The 22,224-nt window shown below is 62.8% G+C and carries 16 protein-coding genes; 12 read left to right on the top strand and 4 right to left on the bottom strand.

The genetic code is table 11. The features are described from left to right. Positions 1-133 precede the first annotated feature (133 nt). The 6 genes from C513_RS0107010 (at position 134) to C513_RS0106985 (ending at position 8,043) form a co-directional block, all read left to right on the top strand. On the top strand, positions 134-3,208 hold the full coding sequence (locus tag C513_RS0107010; RefSeq protein WP_051084409.1) for a type I restriction endonuclease subunit R: 3,075 nt from the start codon (positions 134-136) through the stop codon (positions 3,206-3,208). Positions 3,209-3,222: 14 nt separating this feature from the next. After that, a complete protein-coding gene (locus tag C513_RS14445; RefSeq protein ID WP_018715332.1) occupies positions 3,223-3,621 on the top strand; it encodes a hypothetical protein in 399 nt (132 codons plus the stop codon). Further along, positions 3,605-4,906, top strand: coding sequence for a restriction endonuclease subunit S (locus C513_RS0107000; protein WP_245552819.1), 1,302 nt, complete (start codon positions 3,605-3,607; stop codon positions 4,904-4,906). The genes C513_RS14445 and C513_RS0107000 overlap by 17 nt, the downstream gene beginning before the upstream one ends. Continuing rightward, positions 4,903-5,913 carry a virulence RhuM family protein gene (locus C513_RS0106995; protein ID WP_018715329.1) on the top strand — a complete coding sequence of 337 codons (1,011 nt, stop codon included), beginning with the start codon at positions 4,903-4,905 and terminating at the stop codon, positions 5,911-5,913. The genes C513_RS0107000 and C513_RS0106995 overlap by 4 nt, the downstream gene beginning before the upstream one ends. Continuing rightward, positions 5,910-7,523 carry a type I restriction-modification system subunit M gene (locus C513_RS0106990; protein ID WP_018715328.1) on the top strand — a complete coding sequence of 538 codons (1,614 nt, stop codon included), beginning with the start codon at positions 5,910-5,912 and terminating at the stop codon, positions 7,521-7,523. Before C513_RS0106995 ends, C513_RS0106990 begins: the two co-directional genes overlap by 4 nt. Before the next feature lie 82 nt (positions 7,524-7,605). Continuing rightward, positions 7,606-8,043: an acyl-CoA thioesterase gene (locus C513_RS0106985; protein WP_018715327.1), complete on the top strand. Its 438-nt coding sequence runs from the start codon at positions 7,606-7,608 to the stop codon at positions 8,041-8,043. Between the two features lie 30 nt (positions 8,044-8,073). Here the strand turns inward: C513_RS0106985 and C513_RS0106980 are convergent, their stop codons facing one another. Continuing rightward, complete coding sequence (locus tag C513_RS0106980) at positions 8,074-8,844, bottom strand: enoyl-CoA hydratase (RefSeq protein ID WP_018715326.1); 771 nt, start codon at positions 8,842-8,844, stop codon at positions 8,074-8,076. 22 nt (positions 8,845-8,866) lie between these two features. Continuing rightward, on the bottom strand, positions 8,867-9,313 hold the full coding sequence (locus C513_RS0106975) for a MarR family transcriptional regulator (protein WP_018715325.1): 447 nt from the start codon (positions 9,311-9,313) through the stop codon (positions 8,867-8,869). Positions 9,314-9,510: 197 nt separating this feature from the next. Between C513_RS0106975 and badH the strand changes: the two genes are divergently transcribed. From badH to C513_RS0106945, 6 genes are all read left to right on the top strand, one after another. Then, on the top strand, positions 9,511-10,278 hold the full coding sequence (badH, locus tag C513_RS0106970; protein WP_018715324.1) for a 2-hydroxycyclohexanecarboxyl-CoA dehydrogenase: 768 nt from the start codon (positions 9,511-9,513) through the stop codon (positions 10,276-10,278). Between the two features lie 58 nt (positions 10,279-10,336). After that, positions 10,337-11,119 (top strand): 2-ketocyclohexanecarboxyl-CoA hydrolase, encoded by a 783-nt coding sequence (badI, locus tag C513_RS0106965; protein WP_026320640.1) that lies wholly within the window; start codon positions 10,337-10,339, stop codon positions 11,117-11,119. Between the two features lie 108 nt (positions 11,120-11,227). Next, on the top strand, positions 11,228-12,379 hold the full coding sequence (aliB, locus tag C513_RS0106960) for a cyclohexanecarboxyl-CoA dehydrogenase (protein ID WP_018715322.1): 1,152 nt from the start codon (positions 11,228-11,230) through the stop codon (positions 12,377-12,379). A 41-nt stretch (positions 12,380-12,420) separates the two neighbouring features. Next, positions 12,421-14,067, top strand: a complete 1,647-nt coding sequence (aliA, locus tag C513_RS0106955) for a cyclohexanecarboxylate-CoA ligase (RefSeq protein ID WP_018715321.1) — start codon at positions 12,421-12,423, stop codon at positions 14,065-14,067. Between the two features lie 35 nt (positions 14,068-14,102). Then, positions 14,103-15,266, top strand: a complete 1,164-nt coding sequence (locus tag C513_RS0106950) for an acyl-CoA dehydrogenase family protein (RefSeq protein WP_018715320.1) — start codon at positions 14,103-14,105, stop codon at positions 15,264-15,266. 90 nt (positions 15,267-15,356) lie between these two features. After that, a complete protein-coding gene (locus C513_RS0106945) occupies positions 15,357-16,538 on the top strand; it encodes an acyl-CoA dehydrogenase (RefSeq protein WP_018715319.1) in 1,182 nt (393 codons plus the stop codon). 57 nt (positions 16,539-16,595) lie between these two features. Here C513_RS0106945 and putP read toward each other — a convergent pair whose 3' ends face one another. After that, complete coding sequence (gene putP / locus C513_RS0106940; protein ID WP_018715318.1) at positions 16,596-18,095, bottom strand: sodium/proline symporter PutP; 1,500 nt, start codon at positions 18,093-18,095, stop codon at positions 16,596-16,598. A gap of 56 nt (positions 18,096-18,151) precedes the next feature. After that, positions 18,152-22,153, bottom strand: coding sequence for a trifunctional transcriptional regulator/proline dehydrogenase/L-glutamate gamma-semialdehyde dehydrogenase (gene putA, locus C513_RS0106935; protein WP_026320639.1), 4,002 nt, complete (start codon positions 22,151-22,153; stop codon positions 18,152-18,154). Between the last annotated feature and the right edge of the window lie 71 nt (positions 22,154-22,224).

The raw sequence follows: 22,224 nt of genomic DNA, 5'->3' as shown, positions 1-22,224 counted from the left end.
CAGGTTGCCGGGGTTGCCGCCACAGCCAGGCTGGGCGCTGCCCGGGCGGGGAGTGGGCTGCCCAATCCATGCTATCTTGCTGCCTTGAGCAGCTGCACTGCTTCGCCCCTCTGCCAACGCCTGTTTTGCCTCCATGCCTGCATTCAAGCCTCCCCATGATTTGCCGCCCGGAGCACCGGGCTTCATCGTCAAAGAAGAACACATCGAATACGGCTTCATTGGCAAGCTGCAAAACCTGAAGTACGAATACCGCGCCGACATCCGCGACCGCGCCGCGCTGGAAAAGAACTTCCGCGACAAGTTCGAGGCGCTCAACCGTGTCAAGCTGACCGACGCCGAGTTTGCCCGCCTGCTGGATGACATCGTCACGCCGGACGTGTTTGCCGCTGCCAAAACCCTGCGCAGCATCAACTCCTTTACCCGCGACGATGGTACGCCGCTGCACTTCACGCTGGTCAACATCAAGGACTGGTGCAAAAACCACTTCGAGGTGGTGCGCCAGCTGCGCATCAACACCGAGAACAGCCACCACCGCTACGACGTTCTGATCCTTATCAACGGTGTGCCCTGTGTGCAGATAGAACTGAAAACCCTGGGCGTCAATCCGCGCAGGGCCATGGAGCAGATCGTCGAGTACAAGCAGGACCGTGGCAATGGCTACGGCAACACGCTGCTGTGCTTTCTGCAGCTGTTTATCGTCAGCAACCGCGATCGCAGCTACTACTTTGCCAACAACAACGCCCGCCACTTTGCCTTCAATGCCGACGAGCGCTTTTTGCCCATCTACGAATTTGCGGATGAGGGCAACCGCAAAATCACCCAGCTCGACGAGTTTGCCGGGCACTTTCTGAAAAAGTGTGATCTGGGCCGCACCATCAGCCGCTACATGGTGCTGTTGGCGGGCGAACAAAAGCTCATGATCATGCGGCCGTACCAGATCTATGCGGTGCAGCACATCGTGCAGTGCATTGACGAAGATAACGGCAATGGCTACATCTGGCACACCACCGGCAGCGGCAAAACGCTCACCTCCTTCAAGGCATCGACCTTGCTGAAGGAAAACGACCACATTCACAAGTGCGTGTTCGTGGTGGACCGCAAGGACCTGGACCGCCAGACGCGTGAGGAATTCAACCGGTTCCAGGAAGGCTGTGTGGAAGAAAACACCAACACCGCCGCCCTGGTGCGCCGCCTGCTGTCAGACGACTACGCCGACAAGGTGATCGTGACCACGATCCAGAAACTGGGCCTAGCGCTGGACGAAAACAGCAAGCGCAACAGGCAGCGCAGCAGGAGTGGTCAGGCCACGTACAAGGAACAGCTGGAAGCGCTGCAGGATCAGCGCATCGTCTTCATTTTTGACGAATGCCATCGCTCGCAGTTTGGCGACAACCACAAGGCCATCAAGGCGTTTTTCCCCAGGGCGCAGCTGTTCGGCTTTACTGGCACACCCATTTTCGAGGCCAATGCCAGCCAGCAGAAAATCGAGGATACCCAGGCCTCCATGCGCACCACGGCAGACCTGTTCCAGAAGCAGCTGCATGCCTACACCATTACCCATGCCATCGAGGATGGCAACGTGCTGCGCTTCCACGTGGACTACTACAAGCCCGAAGGCAAGAACCCACCCAAGCCGGGCGAAGCGGTGGCCAAAAAGGCCGTCATCGAGGCGATTCTGGCCAAGCACGATGCTGCCACTGGCGGGCGGCGTTTCAACGCCATTCTGGCTACCGCGTCCATCAACGACGCCATTGCCTACCACGCGCTGTTCAAGGAACTGCAAGCCGAACGCCAGGCTGCCGATCCGGACTTCAAGCCGCTGAACATCGCCTGCGTGTTTTCCCCGCCGGCGGAGGGTGACCCGGATGTGAAGCAGATCCAGGAAGACCTGCCGCAGGAGCAGGCCGACAACCAGGAAGACCCGGAAGGCAAGAAGGCCGCGCTCAAGGCGATTCTGGCCGATTACAACGCGCGCTACGGCACCAACCACCGCCTGGGCGAGTTTGACCTGTACTACCAGGATGTGCAAAAGCGCATCAAGGACCAGCAATGGCCCCATGCCGACTTGCCTGCAGCGCAAAAAATCGATATCACCATTGTGGTGGACATGCTGCTGACCGGTTTTGATTCCAAGTTCCTGAACACGCTGTACGTGGACAAGAACCTGAAGCACCATGGCCTGATCCAGGCGTTTTCGCGCACCAACCGCGTGCTCAACAGCACCAAGCCTTACGGCAATATTCTCGATTTTCGCCAGCAGCAGGAGGCGGTGGATGCTGCCATTGCGCTCTTCAGCGGCGAGAAAACCGGCGAGCAGGCGCGTGAAATCTGGCTGGTGGACAAGGCCCCCGTGGTCATCGACAAGCTGCAAGCTGCCGTGCAAAAGCTGGATGCATTCATGGCATCGCAGGGACTGGCCTGTGCGCCTTCAGAGGTGGCCAACCTGAAGGGCGATGCGGCCCGCGCCGCCTTTGTGACCCACTTCAAGGAAGTGCAGCGGCTCAAGACCCAGCTCGACCAATACACCGATCTGACCGACGCGCACAAGGCCACCATTGAGCAGGTGCTGCCCAATGCAGACCTGCGCGGCTTCAAGGGCCAGTATCTGGAAACCGCCAGGCAGCTGCGGGACCAGCAGGGCAAAACCGGCGGGCAGGGCGATGCCGCAGAGGATGGCGTGGACCAGCTCGATTTCGAGTTTGTGCTGTTTGCCTCAGCCGTGATCGATTACGACTACATCATGGGCCTGATCGCCAGATTCTCGGCGGGTGAGCTGGGCCAGGGGCCGGACAAGGCCCGCATGACGCGCGAGGAACTGATCGGCCTGATCAGCGCCGATGCCAAGTTCATGGACGAGCGCGACGACATTGCCGCCTACATTGGCACGCTCAAGGCGGGTGAAGGGCTTTCCGAGGACGCCATCCGCGACGGTTACACGCGCTTCAAGGCCGAGAAGAACGCCAGGGAACTGGCGGATATTGCGGCCAAGCATGGCTTGGCCACGGCGGCACTGCAAGGGTTTGTGGACGGCATTCTGGACCGGATGATTTTTGATGGGGAGCAGTTGAGTGATTTGATGGCACCGCTGGATCTGGGGTGGAAGGCGCGTAGCCGGGCGGAGTTGGCGTTGATGGCGGATTTATACCATTTGCTTAACAAGCGTGCTGGTGGCCGCGAAATATCTGGTCTTTCTGCTTATGATTTGTGATTTGGAGAATGCCCATGGAAACCCATCTCGTTCATCAGCTCACTGCCACTTTCGAAGGCCACGCCCAGCAGACCGAAACAGGCGTGGAGTACTGGCTCGCCCGTGATCTTCAGCAGCTTCTTGGCTACGCAGAGTGGCGCAACTTCAATCAGACCGCTATCACCAAGGCCAAGATCGCCTGCGAAGTCTCTGGTCACGTGGTTTCCGATCATTTTGTTGACGTCAACAAAATGATCCGGTTGGCCAAGGCAACAATTGCATGCGAGCTGTCGGATAGAGTGATAGAGAACCATCTTCCCGACGTCAGGAAAATGGTCAAAATTGGAACTGGGACAGGGCGGCAGATTGAGGGCATCGTGCTGACTTGCTACCCGGAGAATGAAGGATTTAAGACGTATGAGCAGCAAGAGTGAATCCGTCGTTACGAATGGAGCGGTAAATCCAGTGCTGGTGCCGAAGTTGCGGTTCCCGGAGTTCCGGCAGGCGAATGGTTGGGAAAGCAAGCTCGTCGGCCCTTATCTGGAGGATTGCTCAGGCCGAGTAGCATCAGATACTGAATTGCCGGTCTATAGCTCAACGCGGGAAGGACTAAAACGCCAAGATGCCTATTTCGACGGCAGAACTCTGCTGAACAGCAACGAATATGGCGTCGTTCCTCCGGGATGCATGGTTTATCGCCACATGAGTGACGACGGAAAATTTAAATTCAATATTAACGAAACCGGTGGAGAAATTGCGGTTAGCAAAGAATATCCCGTTTTTAAAACCAAGGATTTGAATCATGTATTCTTGCTTGCCAAGCTGAACGATAGTCCAGAATTTAAGAAATTTGCTCTATCGCAAAAAGCAGGGGGGACACGAACCCGGCTTTATTTCAGCAGGCTTTGTGAATGGCAAACTTTGCTGCCAAGCTCTGCCGAACAACAAAAAATCGCCGATTGCCTGAGTTCGCTGGACGAGTTGATCGCCGCTCAAGCGCGGAAAGTGGATGTGCTCAAGACCCATAAAAAAGGGCTGATGCAGCAGCTTTTCCCTTGGGAAGACGAGACACAACCTCGCTTCCGTTTCCCCGAATTCCAAGATATTGGAAATTGGGAAGAGATTGAACTTGGGACGAGAACGAAAAAAGTTGGTAGTGGAATCACTCCAGCTGGAGGTGACAAGAATTACAAACAGTTCGGCCGACCGTTTGTTCGCAGTCAGAACGTTGGTTGGGGAGTTTTGTTGTTGGACGACATTGCGTACATTGATGATGAGACTCACGCTTCTTTCAATTCCACTGAGATTCAGGCCTGGGACGTTTTGCTAAACATCACCGGCGCATCAATTGGACGGAGCGCCTTAGCTGACAAGAGAATTGCTGGTGGCAATGTGAATCAGCATGTCTGTATCATCCGCACGAAACCCGACGAACTGAACCCTTTTTTCCTGAATCAATACCTTATATCGGATTGCGGGCAGAGGCAGATCGATAGCTTCCAAGCTGGTGGGAATAGGCAAGGGCTCAACTTTGCTCAAATAAGGTCGTTCACGATACCTATCCCACCGACTCGTCAGGAACAACAACGCATCGCCGTGTGCCTGGGCAGCCTCGACGCCCAAATCACCGCCGAAACCCAGAAACTCGAAACCCTCAAGACCCACAAGAAGGGCCTGATGCAGCAGCTATTCCCCTCGCCGGACGAGGCAGCGGCATGACCGACCTGATCCTCTACACCACCGAAGACGGCCGCAGCCAGATCAAGCTACGGGCGCAAGAGCAAACCGTCTGGTTGACGCAACTGGAGATGGCGGAACTCTTTGACGCCACCAAGCAGAATATCTCCCTGCACCTGAAGAACATCTTCGAGGACGGGGAGCTGGACCCGGCGGCAACTGTCAAGGAATCCTTGACAGTTCAAACCGAGGGCAGCCGCACGGTGCAACGCCCCGTCACGCTCTACCACCTCGACGCCATTCTGGCCGTGGGCTACCGCGTGCGCTCGCCGCGTGGCGTGCAGTTCCGCCGCTGGGCCTCGACCGTGCTGAAGGAGTACCTGACCAAGGGCTTCGTGATGGACGACGAGCGGCTGAAAAGCCCGGATGGCCGTCCCGATTACTTTGACGAGATGCTGGCGCGCATCCGTGACATCCGCGCCTCGGAAAAGCGCTTTTACCAGAAGGTGCGCGATCTGTTTGCGCTGTCCAGCGACTACGACAAGACGGACAAGGCCACGCAGGTGTTCTTTGCCACCGTGCAAAACCTGCTGATCTTTGCCGTGACGCAACAAACGGCCGCCGAACTCGTCATGGCACGCGCCAATCCGGCCGATCCGCATTTCGGCTTGCTCGCCTGGAAGGGTGACCAGGTGCGAAAAACCGACATCGTGGTGGCGAAAAACTACCTGACCGAAGACGAAATCGACACCCTGAACCGGCTGGTGGTCATCTTTCTGGAAACCGCCGAACTGCGCGCCAAGGGCATGCAGGAAACGCGCATGGCCTTCTGGAAACAGAACGTGGACCAGATCATCACCTCCAACGGTTTTCCGCTGCTCACCCACGCCGGTACCATTCGCCATCAGCAGATGGAAATGCACACGGATGCGCTGTACCGCCAGTTCGACCAGGAGCGCAAACAGCGCGAAGCCATCGCCGCCGACCAGCAGGACGAGGCCGACCTCCAGGCGCTGGAAGCCCAATTAAAACGACGCCCGAAAAAATGACCGAAGCCAATCAAAAACAACTGGGCAACACGCTCTGGAGCATTGCCGACCAGCTGCGCGGCGCCATGGACGCGGACGACTTCCGCGACTACATGCTGTCCTTCCTGTTCCTGCGCTATCTCTCCGACAACTACGAGACGGCGGCACACAAGGAACTGGGGCGCGACTACCCCGATGTGGGCGACGACACGCGCCAGGTGCCGCTGGCGCTCTGGTATGCCCACAACGTGGACGACGTGCCGGACTTCGAGAAGCAGATGCGCCGCAAGGTGCACTATGTGATCCAGCCCGCGCACCTGTGGAACAGCGTTGCCAACATGGCACGTACCCAGAATGCCGACCTGTTGAATACGCTGCAGGCGGGCTTCAAGTACATCGAGACGGAATCGTTCGAGAGCACTTTTCAGGGCCTGTTTTCCGAAATTGACCTGAGCTCGCCCAAGCTCGGCAAGACCTATGCCGACCGCAACGCCAAGCTCTGCACCATCATCCAGAAGATTGCCGAAGGCTTGGCGGAGTTCTCTACCGATGTGGACGCGCTGGGCGATGCCTATGAGTACCTGATTGGCCAGTTTGCCGCCGGATCGGGCAAGAAGGCGGGCGAGTTCTACACGCCGCAGCAGATTTCCGACATCCTCTCGGGCATCGTCACACTGGACAGCCAGGAACCGAAAACCGGTACCCGCAAGCGGCTGGACAACGTGCTGGACTTTGCCTGCGGCTCGGGTTCGCTGCTGCTCAATGTGCGCAAGCAGGTGGCCAAGGCCGGTGGCACCATCGGCAAGATCTTTGGCCAGGAAAAGAACATCACCACCTACAACCTGGCGCGCATGAACATGCTGCTGCACGGCGTGAAGGATACGGAGTTCGAGATTTTCCACGGCGACACGCTGCTCAACGAGTGGGACATGATGCGCGAGCAGAACCCGGCCAGAAAACCGGGCTTTGACGCCATCGTCGCCAACCCGCCATTCAGTTACCGCTGGCAGCCGACAGATGCGCTGGCCGACGACGTGCGCTTCAAGAGCCACGGTCTGGCTCCCAAGTCTGCGGCTGATTTTGCCTTTCTGCTGCACGGTTTTCACTACCTGAAGGACGAGGGCGTGATGGCCATCATCCTGCCGCACGGCGTGCTGTTCCGGGGCGGGGCGGAAGAACGCATCCGCACCAAACTGCTGAAGGATGGGCACATCGACACGGTGATCGGCCTGCCGGCCAACCTGTTCTATTCCACCGGCATTCCGGTCTGCATTCTGGTGCTGAAGAAATGCAAGAAGCCGGATGATGTGCTGTTCATCAACGCCGCCGAGCACTTTGACAAAGGCAAGCGGCAGAACCAGCTCAAACCCGAGCACATCGCCAAGATCATCCAGACCTACCAGTTCCGCGAGGAAGAGCCGCGCTATGCACGCAAGGTCAGCATGGCCGAAATCGAAAAGAACGATTTCAACCTGAACATCTCGCGCTACATCAGCACGGCGGTGGCCGAGGCGGAGATTGATCTGGACGCGACGCACCAGGAGCTGATGGAGATTGAAAAGACGATTGCGGCGGCGCGAGACAAGCACAATGCTTTTTTGGCGGAGCTGGGGTTGAAGCTGTTGCCGTAGGGCGGGCGTTCCGCACCTGCCGCCCGAACCGCCCGGAATTTGGCAAACTACCCCCAACACCATTCACAAAAGGACAAGCCCCATGCCCCGCCTGAAATTCGAACCCCTGCAAAACTACCCCTTCCGCACCGAACTCCAGCTCTACACCAGCCACATCAACCACGGCAACCACCTGGACAACGCCCAGCTGGTCGGCCTGGCCTCGGAGGCACGGCTGCGCTTTCTGCGCTGGCTGGGCTATGACGAAATGGACGTGATGGGTGCCGGTACCGTGGTGGGTGACCAGGGCCTGCAATACCTGTCCGAAGCCTTCCACGGCGAGATTCTGGTGTTCGAGATGGGGACTGCCGATTACAACCGCTATGGCTTCGACGTTTGCTGGCAGGCGCATGACAAGGCCAGCGGCCGCGCCGTGGCGCGCGGCAAGATCGGCATCGTGCTGTTCAACTACCAGGAGCGCCGTCCGGTGGAGCTGCCCGATGCCGTGCGCGACAAACTGGAGGCCGTGCAGGCCGGCTGAGCGGCCTGCTGTACTGCTACCGTGTCCGGCTTACTCGCCGGTGTAGCGCGGCGGGCGCTTTTCCAGAAAGGCGCGTGCGCCTTCTTTCTGGTCCTGGCTGGCAAACAGCAGGTTGAAGGCCTTACGCTCCAGCAGCAGCGCGGTGTTCAATGAGGCATCCTGGCCGGCCAGTACCACTTCCTTGATCTGGGTGGCGGCCAGCGGTGGCATGCCGGCGATCATCGTGGCCAGTTCCAGGGCGCGTGCCTGCACCTGCTCGTCGTCCACCACCTCGCTCGCCAGCCCCATGGCAAACGCTTCTTCACCCTTGAACGGCAGGCCGGTCAGCAGGTACTTCATGGCCTGGAACTTGCCGATGGCGCGGGTCAGGCGCTGCGTGCCGCCAGCGCCCGGCATCACGCCAACGCGGATTTCCGGCTGGCCAAAGGTGGCGTTGCGTCCGGCCACGATGATGTCGGCGTGCATGGCCAGCTCGCAACCGCCACCCAGCGCATAGCCGTTCACTGCGGCCACGATAGGCGTCGGACACTCGGCAATCGCCTGCCACAGCAGATGCACGGTGCGCTGCTGCATCTGCACCGCATTCTTGTCGGCAAATTCGGTCAGGTCGGCGCCGGCGGCAAACACCTTGTCGCCGCCGGTGAGGATGATGGCGCGCACGCCGGCGTCCTGGCCAAGGCGGTGGAACTGCGCGGCCAGCTGTTCGCGCACGGCCTGGTTCAGGGCGTTGCGCACCTCGGGGCGGTGGATGGTGAGGCGGGCTACGCCTTCGGAGGGGTGGTCCAGTTGCAGAAAGTCCATGTGGCAGTCCTGAAGAAAGGGTTCAAAGATCCGGAATACGGTCTTCCGGGTCGGCATCGCTGCCGCCCAGTTGCTGGCTATCGACGCGATCCATGCTTTCCAGCATGCGGATCAGGTAGTGCAGGGTGTGCGTCATGTCGGTGACGGAAAAATCCCCCAGCACCGCCTCGTAATAGGCGTGGATCTTGGCCTGGGCCTGCACCTGCCAGATGTCCTGGCCATGCGCCGTCATCACCACCAGGCGTGAGCGGCGGTCCTTGTCGTCCGGCACGACCTGCACCAGCCGGTCGCGCTCCATGCGGCTGATCAGGCCGGACAGGTTCTGCCGGCTCACCATCAGGTAGCGCGCCAGATCGCCCAGGCTCATACCGGCGCGTGCGCTGTCGCGCGAGAGCGCTCCCAGCACCGCCCACTGCTGCGTGGTCAGCCCTTCCTGTTCTACCGCCCTGGAGCCGGTTTTATGCAACATATTTGCGCATTGATACAAGCGGAAGAAGATTCTGTTGGCCAGGTCATGGCGGGTAGTTTCATTGTCATTCATAGGGAAAACCACGATAAATAGGGTGTTTGCATATGCATGGCATGCTGTGTATTATGACAACATGTTTGCATAAATGCAAGCAACCCCAATCCACAATGCAGCCAACATTCCCGAAGGAGACAAGCATGCAACGTTATGAGAACCAGACCGTTATTGTGACCGGTGGCGGCGGCGGAATCGGCAGTGCCACCTGCCGCCGTCTGGCAGCCGAAGGCGCCAAAGTTGCCGTGTTCGACATGAACCTGGATGCGGCCGAAAAGGTCGTGCAGGAGATCCGCGCTGCCGGCGGCCAGGCCCAGGCCTTCCGCTGCGACATCACCGACCGCGCTGCCGTCGATCAGGCCGTGGCCGACACCATCGCCGCCTTGGGCCCGATCGACACGCTGGTCAATAACGCCGGCTGGGACGTGTTCAAGCCTTTCCTCAAGACCGAAGCCGGCGAGTGGGACAGGCTGATCGCCATCAACCTGGTGGGTGCCCTGAACATGCACCACGCCGTGCTGCCCGGCATGGTGGAGCGCAAGAGCGGCCGCATCGTCAACGTGGCTTCCGATGCGGCCCGCGTGGGCTCCTCGGGCGAGGCGGTTTATGCCGCCTGCAAGGGCGGCCTGGTGGCGCTGACCAAGACGCTGGCGCGCGAACATTCGCGCCACAACATCACGCTGAACGTGGTCTGCCCGGGCCCGACCGATACCGCGCTGCTGGCGGGCGTGGCCGAAGGTGCGGCCAACCCCGAAAAGCTGATCGAGGCCTTCACCAAAGCGATTCCGCTGGGCCGTCTGGGCCAGGGCGACGATCTGGCCTCCGCCATTGCCTTCTTTGGCAGCAGCGATGCCTCCTTCATCACCGGCCAGGTGCTGTCCGTGTCGGGCGGCCTGACCATGAACGGCTGATCACGGCCATTTCCTTTCCCCGATTCCATCCTGACGAGAGATTCCCATGAGCAAAGACATCCCGTTTGAAGACATCCTGTACGAAGTGCGCAACGGCGTGGCCTGGATCACCATCAACCGCCCCGAGAAGATGAACGCCTTCCGCGGTACCACCTGCGACGAGATCATCAAGGCCCTGAACAAGGCCGGCTATGACCGCGAAGTGGGCTGTATCGTGCTGGCCGGCGCTGGCGAGAAGGCCTTCTGCACCGGCGGCGACCAGTCGGCCCACGACGGCAACTACGACGGCCGCGGCACCATCGGCCTGCCGATGGAAGAGCTGCACACGGCGATCCGCGATGTCCCCAAGCCGGTCATCGCCCGCGTGCAGGGCTACGCCATCGGCGGTGGCAACGTGCTGTGCACGATTTGCGATCTGACCATCTGCTCCGAGAAGGCCATCTTCGGCCAGGTTGGCCCCAAGATGGGTTCGGTGGACCCGGGCTACGGCACCGCGTTCCTGGCCCGCGTGGTGGGCGAGAAGAAGGCACGCGAAATCTGGTACCTGAACAAGCGCTACAGCGGCCAGGAAGCGGTGGATATGGGTCTGGCCAATATCTGTGTGCCGCCCGAGCAACTGGATGCCACCGTGCAGGAGTGGGCCGAGACCATTTGCGAGCGCAGCCCGACGGCCATTGCCATTGCCAAGCGCAGCTTCAACATGGACACGGCGCACCAGAGCGGCATTGCCGGCATGGGTATGTACGCGCTCAAGCTGTACTACGACACCGAAGAGTCGCGCGAGGGCGTGAATGCGCTGAAGGAAAAGCGCAAGCCCGAGTTCCGCAAGCACTTCAAGTAATTCCTGCCAACCGCCGAGCCGGGGCTGCAGCCCCGCCTTGCATGGGAGTTTTGCCCCCGTGCAGGCCGGCTGCACCCCAAAACCGACAAGAACACTGGAGACAAGCGCATGAATCCCTATATCGATGAAGACCTGCAGGCGATTGCAGAGCACGCCCGCCGTTTTGCCACCGACCGCGTGGCCCCGGGCTTTCTGGAGCGCGACGATACCCGCGTGCTGGACCGCACGCTGATGCGTGCAATGGGCGAGATGGGCTTCATCGCGCCCGAGCTGCCCGAATCCTATGGCGGCCAGGGCATGGGCTGCCTGGCGGCTGGCGTGATCCACGAGGAAATCGCCCGTGCCGACCTGAGCATCAGCTATATCAACCTGCTGGCTTCGCTCAACGGCCAGATCCTGTCGCAGCATGGCCAGCCCGAGGTGGTCAGGCCATGGCTGGAAAAGCTGACGCAGGGCGAGGCGCTGTTCGCCATCGCGCTGACCGAACCGCGTGGCGGCTCCGACGCTGCCAACCTGCGTCTGCGCGTGGAGCGGGTGGGTGACGAGTATGTGATCAACGGCGAAAAAACCTCGATCTCCGCCGCCGACCAGGCCGATGCCGCCGTGGTGTTTGGCCGTACCGGCAGCGTGGAATCGGCTGCGCACGGCGTGACGGCGCTGCTGGTGCCGATGGATGCACCGGGTGTGACCACCAACCGCTTCGACTGCCATGGCCAGCGCGCCATTGGTCGCGGTTCCATCTTTTTCGAGAACGTGCGCGTGCCGGTGGACCACCGCCTGGGCGACGAGAACAAGGGCTTTGTGCAGGTGATGCAGGGCTTTGACTTTTCGCGCGCGCTGATCGGCCTGCAGGTGCTGGCGGTGGCCAAGGTGGCGCTGGAGGAAACCTGGGAATACGTGGCCGAGCGCGAGGCCTTTGGCAAGCCGCTGTCGGCGTTCCAGGGCGTGTCGCATCCGCTGGCCGATTACGAGACGCAGGTGGCGGCAGCGCGGCTGCTGTGCCTGCAGACGCTGTGGGCCAAGGACCGAGGCCTGCCGCATACCGCCGAGGCCGCCATGTGCAAGTGGTGGGGCCCCAAGCTGGCCTACGACGTGGTGCACCAGTGCCTGCTGATGTTCGGTCACGGCGGTTACGACCGCGGCGTGATGGAGCAGCGCCTGCGCGACGTGATGGGCTTCCAGATCGGTGACGGCACGGCACAGATCATGAAAACCATCATCGCCCGTACCCGTGCCGGACGCGAGGCCGTGCCGGCCTGAGCCCGGCGCTCCCTACAGACCAAGGAACAGAGGAGAGCATCATGGAATTCGACGCCGTATTGCTGCCCGGCCGCCGTGCGGAAAGCATCGCACAAGGCCATTGGCAGGATCGCACCATCAACGATTATCTGCAGGCCTGCGTGGAGCAGCACCCCGACAAGCCGGCGCTGACGGCCATCAGCCTGGATGCCGCGGGCGAGACACGCCGCTTCAGCTACCGCGAAATGGCGCAAATGGCAGACCGCTTGGCCGTCGGCCTGCACCGGCTGGGTGTGCGCCAGGGCGATGTGGTGGCCATGCAGCTGCCCAACTGGTGGCAGTTCACGCTGCTGTATCTGGCCTGCTCGCGCATTGGTGCCGTGCTCAACCCGATGATGCACATTTTCCGTGAACGCGAGCTGACGTTCATGGTCAACCATGCCGAAGCCAAGCTGCTGGTAGTGCCCAAGAGCTTTCGTGGCTTTGATTACGAAGCCATGGCCATGGCGCTGAAGCCGGAGCTGCCGACGGTGACCCAGATCGTGGTGGTGGGTTCCACGGCCGCGCATGGTTTCGAGGCACTGCTGTCCGGCCCCGCATGGGAGAATGACGCCGATGCCGCCGCCATTCTGTCGCAACACCGTCCGGGCCCGGATGACGTGACCCAGCTGCTTTACACCTCGGGCACCACCGGCGAGCCCAAGGGCGTGCAGCACAGCGCCAATACCGTGACTTCCAACATCGTGGCCTATGCCGACCGCCTGCATCTGGGCGCGGATGATGTGGTGCTGATGGCATCGCCCATGGCGCACCAGACCGGCTTCATGTATGGCCTGGTGATGCCGATCCTGCTGCAGGCGCATGCCGTGCTGCAGGACATCTGGGATCCGAAAAAGGCGATCGACATCATCAATCAGGAAGGCGTGACCTTCACCATGGCCTCGACCCCGTTCCTGACCGACCTCACGCGCACCGTGCTGGAAACCGGCCAGCAGGTGCCGACGCTGAACACCTTTGTCTGCGCCGGCGCGCCGATTCCCGGCCCGCTGGTGGAGCAGGCGCGCCAGGGGCTGGGCACCAAGATCATTTCGGCCTGGGGCATGACGGAAAACGGCGCCGTGACCACCACCCTGCCGGAAGACGACGACAGCCTGTCCGTGACCACCGATGGCCAGCCGCTGCCCGGCGTGCAGGTCAAGGTGGTGGACTTTGACGACAGCGAGATGCCCACGGGCGAGATCGGCAAGCTGCTGGTGCGTTCCTGCTCCAACTTTGGCGGCTACCTCAAGCGCCCGCATCTGAATGCCACCGATGACAGCGGCTGGTTCGATACCGGTGACCTGGCGCGCGTGGACGCCAACGGCTATATCCGCATCAGCGGTCGCAGCAAGGACGTGATCATCCGTGGCGGCGAGAACATCCCGGTGTTCGAGATCGAATCGATGCTGTACAAGCATCCGGCGGTGTCGCAGGTGGCCGTGGTGGCCTACGCCGATGAGCGCATGGGCGAACGTGCCTGCGCCGTGGTGGTGCCGAAGGAGGGCGCCAGCCTGAGCAAGGAGGAGATGGTGGCGTTCATGCAGCAGCAGCGCGTGGCCAACCAGTACATTCCGGAGCGCCTGGTGTTGCTGGCAGCCATGCCGGCCACGCCCTCGGGCAAGGTACAGAAATTCAAGCTGCGCGACATGTTGCGCGATGGCCAGATCTGACGCTGGCATGGCAGACCAGAAAAAGGAGTTTCCCCATGGCGATTGACCATGAATCGTTTGAGTTGCTGCTGGCCAGCGTGCAGCGTTTTGTGCGCGAACGCCTGATACCGGCAGAAAACGTGGTGGAAGAGCAGGACGAGGTGCCGGCCGACATCGTGCAGGACATGAAGGACATGGGCCTGTTCGGCCTGTCGATTCCCGAGGCCTACGGCGGCATCGGCCTGTCCATGGAGCAGGAATGCCGCGTGGCCTACGAGATCGGCCATACCGCGCTGGCCTTCCGCTCGGTGTTCGGGACCAATGTGGGCATTGGCTCGCAAGGCATCCTGATGGACGGCACCGAGGAGCAGAAGCAGCAGATCCTGCCCCAGGTGGCGACCGGCGAGCTGATCATGTCGTTTGCCCTGACCGAGCCGGATGCCGGCTCCGATTCGGCCGCGGTCAAGACCCGGGCCGAGCGGGATGGCGACCACTATGTGCTGCACGGCACCAAGCGCTTCATCACCAATGCGCCGCGCGCCGGAGCTTTCACGCTGATGGCGCGTACCGACGGGCCGGGCGCCGGCGGCATCAGTGCCTTTATCGTGCCGGCCGATCTGCCCGGCCTGACGCTGGGCAAGCCGGACAAGAAGATGGGCCAGCGCGGCACCAAGACCTGCGATGTGAACATGGACGGCGTGCGGGTGCCGGCGGCCAACATCATCGGCGGCGTGCCCGGCCAGGGCTTCAAGACCGCGATGAAGGTGCTGGATCGCGGCCGGTTGCATATCTCGGCCGTGGCCTGTGGCATGGCGCAGCGCATTCTGGACGAATCGGTGGCCTATGCCCGCCAGCGCAAGCAGTTTGGCAAGCGCATTGGCGATTTCCAGCTGGTGCAGGCCATGCTGGCCGACAGCCAGGCCGAGCTGTACGCCGGCTGGAGCATGGTGCAGGATTGCGCCCGCCGCTACGACGGCAAGCCTTCGCCTGCCGTGAGCGATCCGGACGTGAGCATGCGCGCCTCGTGCTGCAAGCTGTTCTGCACCGAAATGGTCGGCCGCGTGGCCGACCGTGGCGTGCAGGTGCATGGTGGTTCGGGCTATATCAACGAATTTCCGGTGGAGCGTTTCTACCGCGATGTGCGCCTGCTGCGCCTGTACGAAGGCACCACGCAAATCCAGCAGATCATCATCGGCCGCGAGCTGGTGGGCCGCGAATGACGGCAGGCACCCCCACGTATTGACATGACGGACCCGGACGGCGGCATCCTGCCGCTCCGGCCACGACCTACTTGATTCAGGAGAGATACCATGGCTTCCAACAAAACCGCCTTCCACTGGGATGATCCGCTGCTGCTGGACCAGCAATTGACCGACGAAGAGCGCATGGTGCGCGATGCCGCCGCCGCCTATTGCCAGGACAAGCTGGCCCCGCGCGTGCTCGACGCCTTTCGCAACGAACAGACTGATCTTGCCATCTTCCGCGAAATGGGCGAGCTGGGCCTGCTCGGCCCCACCATTCCCGAACAGTACGGCGGCCCCGGCCTGAACTACGTCAGCTACGGCCTGATTGCCCGCGAGATCGAGCGCGTCGACTCCGGCTATCGCTCCATGGCCAGCGTGCAATCCTCGCTGGTGATGGTGCCGATTTACGAATTCGGCAACGAGGAAACCCGGCAAAAGTATCTGCCCAGGCTGGCATCGGGCGAATGGATTGGCTGCTTCGGCCTGACCGAACCCAACCATGGTTCCGATCCCGGCAGCATGGTCACGCGTGCCCGCAAGGTCGATGGTGGCTACAGCCTGACCGGCAACAAGATGTGGATCACCAACTCGCCGGTGGCCGATGTGTTCGTGGTCTGGGCCAAGGACGATGAAGGCGCGATCCGCGGCTTTGTGCTGGAAAAGGGCTGGAAGGGCCTGAGCGCTCCGGCGATTCACGGCAAGGTCGGCCTGCGTGCCAGCATCACCGGCGAGATCGTGATGGACGAGGTGTTCTGCCCCGAGGAAAACGCCTTCCCCGAGGTGCGCGGCCTGAAAGGCCCGTTCACCTGCCTGAACAGCGCGCGCTACGGCATCGCCTGGGGGGCGCTGGGCGCGGCCGAGGCCTGCTGGCACACGGCGCGCCAGTACACCATGGACCGCAAGCAGTTCGGCAAGCCGCTGGCGGCCAACCAGCTGATCCAGAAAAAGCTGGCCGATATGCAGACCGAGATCACGTTGGGCCTGCAGGGTGTGCTGCGCCTGGGCCGCATGAAGGACGAAGGCACGGCGGCGGTGGAAATCACCAGCATCTTCAAGCGCAACAACTGCGGCAAGGCGCTGGACATTGCCCGCACCGCACGTGACATGCTGGGTGGCAACGGCATCAGCGACGAATTTGGCGTGGCGCGCCATCTGGTGAACCTGGAAGTGGTCAACACCTACGAAGGCACGCACGACATCCACGCGCTGATCCTGGGCCGCGCCCAGACCGGCATGGCGGCGTTCTGACGCGATGCGTCATCCCGCCGGCTGGTGGCTGGCGGGGTGCCAGCCACTCACACCGGATCAGATCCGGCCCAGCGTGGCGATTTCCTGCTCCACCGCCGCATGCGCCTGCTGCATGCTGGCCGACGGCGTGCCCAGTTGGCTCACCACCACGGTGGCGATCCAGGCCAGGATAAAGCCCGGAATGATCTCGTACAGGCCCAGCCAGCCGAACTGCTTCCACACCAGCACGGTGACGGCTCCCACGATGATGCCGGCCAGCGCGCCGTTGCGCGTCATGCGCTTCCAGAACAGCGACAGGATGATCACCGGGCCGAAGGCGGCACCAAAACCGGCCCAGGCGTAGCTCACCATGCCCAGCACCTTGGCTTCGGGGTCACGTGCAATCCAGATCGCGATCAGTGCCACCAGCAGCACCATGCCACGGCCCAGCCATACCAGTTCCTTTTGCGAGGCCTGCGGGCGCAGGAAGGTGCGGTAGATATCCTCGGTCAGCGCGCTGGAACATACCAGCAGCTGGCAGGACAGCGTGCTCATCACGGCGGCCAGGATGGCGGCCAGCAGGGCGCCGGCAATCCAGGGGTTGAACAGCTGCTTGGCCAGTTCCATGAACACGGTTTCGGAGTTGGCCGTGACGGCAGCAGCCAGCTGGGGATGCGTGGCAAAGTAGGGAATGCCGATAAAGCCCACGGCCACGGCACCGGCCAGGCACAGAATCATCCAGGTCATGCTGATGCGGCGGGCCGAAGGAATCGTCCTGACCGAGGAGGCCGCCATGAAGCGCACCAGAATGTGCGGCTGGCCAAAGTAGCCCAGGCCCCAGGCCATCAGCGAGATGATGCCGACAAAGCTGGCACCGCGGAACAGGTCGAATTGCTGCGGCTGCATCACGCTGGTCCAGTCCTGGCCCGGCTGCAGTTGGCCCTGCATCGCCAGATAGGCCATGATGGGCACCAGAATCAGCGCCGTGATCATCATCGAGGCCTGGATGGTGTCGGTCCAGCTCACGGCCAGAAAGCCGCCAATGAACACATAGGCGATGGTGCACAGCGCACCCACCCACAGGGCGGTGCTGTAGGGCATGCCGAACATGTTCTCGAACAGGCGCGCGCCTGCCACCACGCCCGAGGCGCAGTACAGCGTGAAGAACACCAGAATCACCAGCGCTGTCACGATGCGCAACACGTTGGAGTGGTCCTCGAAGCGGTTGGACAGGTAGTCGGGCAGCGTCAGCGCATTGCCGGCGCGCTCGGTGTACAGGCGCAGGCGACCGGCCACGAAGCGCCAGTTCAGGTAGGCGCCGGCAATCAGGCCGATGGCAATCCAGGACTCGGACAGGCCGGACAGGTAGATGGCGCCGGGCAGGCCCATCAGCAGCCAGCCGCTCATGTCGGATGCGCCGGCCGACAGCGCGGTGACAAAGCTGCCCAGGCTGCGGCCGCCCAGAATGTAGTCCGACAGGTTCTTGGTGCTGAAATAGCCAAGCCAGCCAATGCCCAGCATGGCGATCAGGTAGATGCCAAACATGATGGCGGTAGGGTCGCTCCAGTTGAATTGCATGATGTCCCTTGGGTTTGAAATGGTGGTAAAGGTGAATCGGAATGGCCGGCCACAGCTCAGGCCATGGTCATGAGTTGGGCATTGCCGCCGGCGGCGGCGGTGTTGATGCTGATGCTTTGTTCGTGCACCAGGGTGGTGAGGTCGTAACCAGCTCCGGAGGCCAGTTCATGGCTGGTGCGGCTGCACAGGGGCACGATGGGGCCGTTGCGGGCCGCCAATTGCTGTGCCAGTGGCAGCAGGGCATCGCCATCACCCTCGAACAGGACTACGGCCACGGGCGATTCCGCCGCGTGCAGGGCATCGGCCTGGGCCGGTTGCACCGCGTCGCTCAGGCCTGGCAGCGCCTGCAGCTGCTCCCAGGTCTGCTGGCAGGCGGCATCGCCGGACGGCAGCACCAGCTGGCACGGGGTCGCCGCCGCCAGACAGGTGGCGACTTGCACCACCAGGCCCAGCGGTGTGGCGGGCAGGGCCCAGACCGGGCCGCGTGGCAGCAGGCGGTAGCGGTTGGATTCGCCCGTCGGGCCGGGCAGCAGCAGTTCCAGCTGCGGGCGGGCGCTGGCCAGCAGTTGTTCGCAGTGGGCCATGGCCTGCTCGGCAGCCTGGCCGGGCAGGGCCTGCAGCTGGCCCTGGCGCAGGGCGGCACACAGGGCGTCCAGCTTGCTGCGGATCGGCATCAGGGCGTCGTGGCTGACCGGGGGCAGGGCCCGCAGGGCGGTGCCGGACTGGGCCTGCACCAGCCGGTACAGATAAAGCGGGCCGCCAGCCTTGGGGCCGGTGCCGGACAGACCCATGCCGCCAAACGGCTGCACCCCTACCACGGCACCAATCACGTTGCGGTTGACATACAGGTTGCCGGCGTGGATGCGTGTGCCCAGGTGGGCAATGGTCTCGTCGATGCGGCTGTGCACGCCAAAGGTCAGGCCGTAGCCGGTGGCATTGATGCTGTCGATCAGGGCGTCCAGCGCATCACGGCGGTAGCGCACCACATGCAGCACCGGGCCGAACACCTCGCGCTGCAGACGCGCCGGGCTGTCGATCTCGATCAGGGCCGGTGCCACATAGTGGCCGTTCAGCGGGCCGTCCTGGCGCGTGGCGCGCGTCACCGGCATGCCGGCAGCGGCCATGCGCTCGATATGGGCCTCGATCTGGCTGCGCGCTTCGGCGTCGATCACCGGGCCGATGTCGGTGGCCAGGCGATCCGGGTTGCCCAGGGTGTATTGCTCCAGCGCCTGTTTGAGCATGCCGATGGTGCGATCGGCCACGTCTTCCTGCACGCACAGCAGGCGCAGCGCCGAACAGCGCTGGCCGGCAGAGTCGAACGCCGATGCCAGCACATCGCCCACCACCTGCTCGGTCAGCGCGGAGGAATCGACCACCATGGCATTCTGGCCACCGGTTTCGGCGATCAGCGGAATCGGCCGGCCTTCCGGGCTCAGACGCTGCGCCAGCGTGCCGGCAATCAGGCGCGCCACTTCGGTGGAGCCGGTAAACATCACGCCATGCACGCGCGGGTGCGCCACCAGGGTGGCCCCGGCGGTGTCGCCCTGGCCGGGCACCAGCTGCAGCGCGTCCTGCGGGATGCCGGCGGCATGCAGGATGGCCACCATGGCCGCCGCCGTCAGCGGGGTCTGTTCGGCCGGCTTGGCCAGCACCGTATTGCCGGCCGCCAGCGCGGCGGCGACCTGGCCGCAGAAAATCGCCAGCGGGAAGTTCCACGGGCTGATGGCCAGCACCACGCCCAGCGGGCGCTGGCTGGCATTGTCGAAATCGGCCGCCACCTGGGCCGCGTAGTAGCGCAGAAAATCGACTGCTTCGCGCACTTCGGCGATGGCATTCGGCAGGGTCTTGCCAGCTTCGCGCATGATCAGGCCCAGCAGGGACTGGCTGCGCTGCTCCAGCAGATCGGCGGCGCGCTGCAGCATGTCGGCGCGGCTGGCGGGCGGGGTACCGGCCCAGATCGGGGCGGCCTGGGCGGCACGCTCGGCGGCGGCGGCGGCTTCGTCGGCACTGGCTTCGTACACATGACCCACGGTATCGGCCAGTTCGGCCGGGTTGCGCACGGCCTGCCAGCCGGCTGCCTGCTGCGGCTGATCCGGCAGGGCCACTTCCGGCGGGGCGGCCAGTTGGCGTTCACGCGTGCTGTGCAGCAGGGCGGCCGCCAGCGAGGCCAGCTGCTGCTCGTGGGCCAGGTTGAGCCCCTGGGAGTTGGGGCGGGCCTGTGTACCCAGCTGGCCAAACAGGGCTACTGGCAGCGGAATGCGCGGATGGGGAGCCCCCAGCACGCCTTCCTCGCGCGCCAGCTGCTCGGCATCGTTCACCGGGTCCGTTACCAGCGCGCTGACCGGCACGCTGGTATCGCCAATGCGGTTCACGAACGAAGTGTTGGCGCCGTTTTCCAGCAGGCGGCGCACCAGGTAGGCCAGCAGGGTTTCGTGGTTGCCCACCGGCGCGTAGATGCGGCAGGGGCGGGCCAGCTTGCCATCGGCCGTTGCACCGGTGACCTGCTCGTACAGCGGTTCTCCCATGCCGTGCAGGCACTGGAATTCGTACTGGCCGCTGTAGTAGTTGCCGCCGGCCATGTGGTAGATGCTGGCCAGCGTTTGCGCATTGTGGGTGGCAAATTGCGGGTAGACGGCATCGGGTGCGGCCAGCAGCTTGCGCGCACAGGCCAGGTAGCTGACATCGGTATAGACCTTGCGTGTGTACACCGGGTAGCCGGCCAGGCCATCCAGCTGGGCGCGCTTGATCTCGCTGTCCCAGTAGGCCCCTTTCACCAGACGCACCATCAGCCGGCGGCGGCTGCGGCGGGCCAGGTCCACCAGGGCATCGATCACCTGCGGGCAGCGTTTCTGGTACGCCTGCACCACAAAGCCGATGCCGTTCCAGCCCTTGAGCGAAGGTGCCATGCACAGCGCTTCCAGCAGGTCCAGCGACAGCTCCAGCCGGTCGGCTTCCTCGGCATCGATATTCATGCCGATGTCGTAGCGGCGGGCCAGTTCGGCCAGATGCAGCAGGCGCGGCAGTAGTTCGGCCATCACGCGCTCGTACTGGGCCCGGCTGTAGCGCGGGTGCAGCGCCGACAGCTTGATGGAAATGCCCGGCCCCTCAAAAATGCCGCGCCCGGCCGAGGCTGCGCCAATGGCGTGGATCGCCTGCTCGTACGATTGCAGGTAGCGCAGGGCATCGGCTTCGGTGGTGGCGGCTTCGCCCAGCATGTCGTAGCTGTAGCGAAAGCCCTTTTTCTCGAAGGCGCGGCTATTGGCCAGCGCCTCGGCAATATCCTGGCCGGTCACGAACTGCTCGCCCATCAGCTTCATGGCACGATGCACGCCCTGGCGAATGACCGGCTCGCCGCCCTTGCTGATGACGCGGCTCAGGGCCGAAGTCAGGGATTTTTCGCTGGTGGTGGAGGTCAGCTTGCCGGTAATCACCAGGCCCCAGGCCGCCGCGTTCACGAACAGCGAAGGCGAACGGCCCACATGCGAACGCCAGTCGCCGTGGCTGATCTTGTCGCGGATCAGGGCATCACGCGTGGCCTTGTCGGGAATGCGCAGCAGCGCTTCGGCCAGACACATCAGCGCGATGCCTTCCTGGCTGGACAGCGAGAACTCCTGCACCAGCGCGGCCACGCCGCTGGCCACGGGGGCATCGCGCAGGCCTTGCACCAACTGGCTGGCCAGCTGCTGGACGGCCTCGGCCTGCCGGGCATCGCTGCTGCGTGCCAACGGCAGCAGCATGGGCAGGCATTCCGGCTCCGGGCGATGCCAGGCGGCGGTGATGGCGGCGCGCAACTCGGTTTGCGGCAGAATGCCCTGGGCAAACTCCAGAAAAGGTTGCACCTCTTGCGGGGCATCGGGTTGCACCTCGGCGTCGTCGCCGATCCCTTCCTGTTGCGGGGCGATGCGGATGGTGTGGGCGCCACGCTCCAGTGCATCCACGTATTGCACGACAGCCTGCTTGATCAGCCAGTGCGGCGTGCGTCCCAATTGCTGTGCGGCCACGCGAATGCGTTCGCGCAAGGTGTCGTCGACCTTGATTCCTACGGTGGTACTCATCAGTAAAACTCCATGGCCCCAGCCCGGGCGGCTGCGGCGTTGCGATGCCGAATCGACGACGCGATGACGAATCA

Origin of the sequence: Allobrachymonas chironomi DSM 19884 (genome assembly GCF_000374625.1) — a bacterium.
Lineage (GTDB): Bacteria > Pseudomonadota > Gammaproteobacteria > Burkholderiales > Burkholderiaceae_C > Brachymonas > Brachymonas chironomi.
The sequence above is the reverse complement of the archived record's forward strand: the minus strand, read 5'-3'. Positions and strand labels throughout refer to the sequence as shown.

Bases quoted from the DNA above. Each gene is read 5' to 3' on its own strand.
- C513_RS0106995 (WP_018715329.1), top strand. From the start codon at position 4,903: ATGACCGACCTGATCCTCTACACCACCGAAGACGGCCGCAGCCAGATC.
- C513_RS0106990 (WP_018715328.1), top strand. From the start codon at position 5,910: ATGACCGAAGCCAATCAAAAACAACTGGGCAACACGCTCTGGAGCATT.
- C513_RS0106985 (WP_018715327.1), top strand. From the start codon at position 7,606: ATGCCCCGCCTGAAATTCGAACCCCTGCAAAACTACCCCTTCCGCACC.
- C513_RS0106975 (WP_018715325.1), bottom strand. From the start codon at position 9,313: ATGTTGCATAAAACCGGCTCCAGGGCGGTAGAACAGGAAGGGCTGACC.
- C513_RS14445 (WP_018715332.1), top strand. From the start codon at position 3,223: ATGGAAACCCATCTCGTTCATCAGCTCACTGCCACTTTCGAAGGCCAC.
- badH (WP_018715324.1), top strand. From the start codon at position 9,511: ATGCAACGTTATGAGAACCAGACCGTTATTGTGACCGGTGGCGGCGGC.
- putP (WP_018715318.1), bottom strand. From the start codon at position 18,095: ATGCAATTCAACTGGAGCGACCCTACCGCCATCATGTTTGGCATCTAC.
- C513_RS0106945 (WP_018715319.1), top strand. From the start codon at position 15,357: ATGGCTTCCAACAAAACCGCCTTCCACTGGGATGATCCGCTGCTGCTG.
- C513_RS0107000 (WP_245552819.1), top strand. From the start codon at position 3,605: ATGAGCAGCAAGAGTGAATCCGTCGTTACGAATGGAGCGGTAAATCCA.
- C513_RS0106950 (WP_018715320.1), top strand. From the start codon at position 14,103: ATGGCGATTGACCATGAATCGTTTGAGTTGCTGCTGGCCAGCGTGCAG.
- C513_RS0106980 (WP_018715326.1), bottom strand. From the start codon at position 8,844: ATGGACTTTCTGCAACTGGACCACCCCTCCGAAGGCGTAGCCCGCCTC.
- aliA (WP_018715321.1), top strand. From the start codon at position 12,421: ATGGAATTCGACGCCGTATTGCTGCCCGGCCGCCGTGCGGAAAGCATC.
- C513_RS0107010 (WP_051084409.1), top strand. From the start codon at position 134: ATGCCTGCATTCAAGCCTCCCCATGATTTGCCGCCCGGAGCACCGGGC.
- aliB (WP_018715322.1), top strand. From the start codon at position 11,228: ATGAATCCCTATATCGATGAAGACCTGCAGGCGATTGCAGAGCACGCC.